The organism is Kaistella pullorum (genome assembly GCF_014837035.1).
In the GTDB taxonomy this organism is placed as follows: domain Bacteria; phylum Bacteroidota; class Bacteroidia; order Flavobacteriales; family Weeksellaceae; genus Kaistella; species Kaistella rhinocerotis.
Map to the genome: position 1 here is coordinate 1 of NZ_JACSPS010000014.1, position 2,969 is coordinate 2,969.

Here is a 2,969-nt window from a genome sequence, read left to right on the forward strand (position 1 = left end):
GATTGCGGAAGTCTGCTTTTGTATCAGAATTTTCGCTAAGTTTAAAGTCCGGTTTTTGTACGGAGATCTGGGGCAGCCGCCGCAACCCTCCATATACGCCGGACGTTAGCAGAAATGTAAGAAACCAGTTCCGCATGAAATATGTTTTCGCAATAATTCTTCTGATTTTCACAACCGTAGGTTGTGAAAAGAAAATTAATTCTAACGAGGCAAAGTTTGTAAAGTTTGGATATTATCCACCCTTTATTCAGCATTTTGAAATCATCGCTAATCTGAGTGACAAATTTCTCATATTTTATAATCCCTCTCAATATTTGATTCCACCGCCTCCACCACCAAAACATGCAAATGACAAGGAATTAGATAATCGGAGAATTGAACATCAACAATTCATAGACGATAATCCAAAGTTGGAACCTGAATATTTAGAACTAAATGAAGATGAGATAAAAGCCATTCAAAAAATCATCACATCTTTCACGGAGAATGACTTTAAAGAGGATGAAAAAAAATATCCTGTAATTGATGGCGCGAGTACTAATACGGTAATTGTATTAAAAGATAATCGAATCTATTCGATTGGCGGTTCTGAAGGAACGAATTCCAACAAAGAAATAGAACTAACTTCGAAATTATACAACTTATTCAAACAGAAGAGCAAAACTCGAATAAATAGACAATTTATTCAAAAACTGGAAAAAAGATAACACTTCTGCTAACAGTGTATTTCTATTAGCGGGTTTGAAGTTTCCATCATGAAGATTTTCGCTAGTTGTTCATTTTGTTACATTTACAAAAACTTGGTTTAAAAAGTCCCCGCCAACAGAAATACCCAACCGTTATGCGTCATGCGAAATAAACACCGTTAAATGAGTTATTTAATACAACTTTAAAGAAGGATTCTTGTGTTATTGTGGTTAATTTTAATACTAGTTGGATTGATTGTGCTATTTTTAGTGCTTTCTTTTCTTTTCGGCCCTATGACTGAAATCCCTCTACCTGTCACAAAAATAAAATTGACAAAAGAGCTAAAATTTATCATCGCTTTGTCAGAAGGGCGATACCCTGAAATAACATATTCAGATAGTGCAGACCTTGCCTTTAATCAAAAAATCTTGAATCCTAAACTTGAGGAAATTAGGCAAAATTGTTTGGAAATTGGACGGCTTCACCCGAGTAATAATCAACTCTACTTTTGTGACTCCGTAGGAGTTCTGAAGTTAAGAAAAATATTAGAAGAACTAAGTAATGAACTGTAGCACGAACGCATAACAAAATATTTCTATTAGCGGGGTTGAAGTTTACATCATAAAGATTTCGCTAGTTGTTCTTCTTGTTATATTTACAAAAACCTGTTATAATAATCCCCTCCAACAGAAATACCCAACCGTTATCTGCTATATTAAAAAATCACGCCTAAAATGAAAGGAAAGACTATGACAATAAAAAAAATCACATTATTAACTTTAATTTTATCATTTTCATTTTGCTTTTCGCAAATTGAAGAAATCAAAAAAATTGATAGTATTTATGACGTAAAAACTGCACAAATTCCCGTAAAAAATAAAACTTCAAAAAAATATTGGAAAGTTGCGACGGAAATTAACAAGCAAAGAATATCAGAATATGATAAAATATTGAAAAATGCTTATGAAAACGATTTAAAAGAACTTCCTGAATATAAATCACAAGAAGAAGATAAAATAATTGAGTATAAAAATGGAGGAATTGGCAGATATAGAAAAGACATGTTTAATAACATCGACTTGTTTGAGCATCCCTTTCTTCCAAATTTAGTTGGAATGACATTGAAATCTGAACTAAAATTTGTCATTGACGAAAACGGAAAAATCAAGAATGTCGAAGCAGTTGGTGAAAATGATGCTTTCAACACATTATCCAAAATCGCACTTTATAAAACTGAAGGAAATTGGATTCCGGCACAAAAAGAGGGAAAAAATATTAAATCAAGTTTTAGATTTCCTATTGTAACTCAAATAGAATAATAAGAAATCAGCAGATAACAGCGGTTTTGCAATAGTGCGAGATTTTGGCAAGTTTAAAGATTTTAGATATTTTGAAGTTTAATTTATTATAGAAAGATTTGTCATATTAAGCCGCACCATCGCAAAGCCGCAAAACGTTATAGCCAATTTTAAAGGACGACACAACATTGACAACAGACAGCGCAAAATTATATTCACAACAGTTCGACAATCTTAATAGACTTGTTGGAAAACGCATTGACGAAATAGTTTTCTATCTTGAAGACACCGACAAGGACTTTTCAGAGGTTGAAAATTCATATGGCAAAAGCCTTCATAATGGCATAGACATTAAATCTGACAACATATACTTCTCAATTGGTTGCAGGTTCACAGACATTCATTACGGACTGACAATTTCTGAAGGACGAACAACCGAATTTGAATTTATAGAAGAAGAAAAAAAACCAATAATATTTGACACAAAAATCATTGGGCAGACAATAAAAAGCGTTGACATTTATTGGATGAAAATTCCGTGGGACGGTGCTGTTGGTTATTATCCTCAAGAATTTGTGATTAAGACAGAAAACGCTTTTTTTCTAATATCATCAATTGAAATAAATAACGGAGAAGTAAATACAGAGTTTACAAACGAGTTATTAGTAATTGAAAATGAACAGACAGCAAAACAACTACAACTTGGACACTATGGGCTTGGCGACAATGGACGAGAATGGTTTAACAACTTTGAAGAATTAAATGAAGCTGACAAGAAAAACTGGCTATGACAGGCATTTGGCAAAAAAGCGGGTTCAATACTTAAATGAAGTTTGGCTTCGTATCAAGTTTAGTGCTAGCAGACAGTTTTGTGCTTCGAAATCCGCTTCTTCGCCAAGCGCCAAAACGTTGTACGACATTCTATGAAAATCAAATGTATATTTTTTATACCATTAATTTTACTAGCATTAATTTCTTGCGTCA

Annotated in this window: 3 protein-coding genes; all 3 read left to right on the forward strand. The window is 33.0% G+C overall.

Features of this window, described 5'->3' with window-relative positions:
* The first annotated feature begins 134 nt into the window (after positions 1–134).
* A complete protein-coding gene (locus tag H9628_RS11770) occupies positions 135–707 on the forward strand; it encodes a hypothetical protein (RefSeq protein WP_251834336.1) in 573 nt (190 codons plus the stop codon).
* A 714-nt stretch (positions 708–1,421) separates the two neighbouring features.
* Complete coding sequence (locus H9628_RS11775) at positions 1,422–2,006, forward strand: hypothetical protein (protein ID WP_251834337.1); 585 nt, start codon at positions 1,422–1,424, stop codon at positions 2,004–2,006.
* Between the two features lie 167 nt (positions 2,007–2,173).
* Positions 2,174–2,776, forward strand: a complete 603-nt coding sequence (locus H9628_RS11780) for a hypothetical protein (protein WP_251834338.1) — start codon at positions 2,174–2,176, stop codon at positions 2,774–2,776.
* The last annotated feature ends 193 nt before the right edge of the window (positions 2,777–2,969 follow it).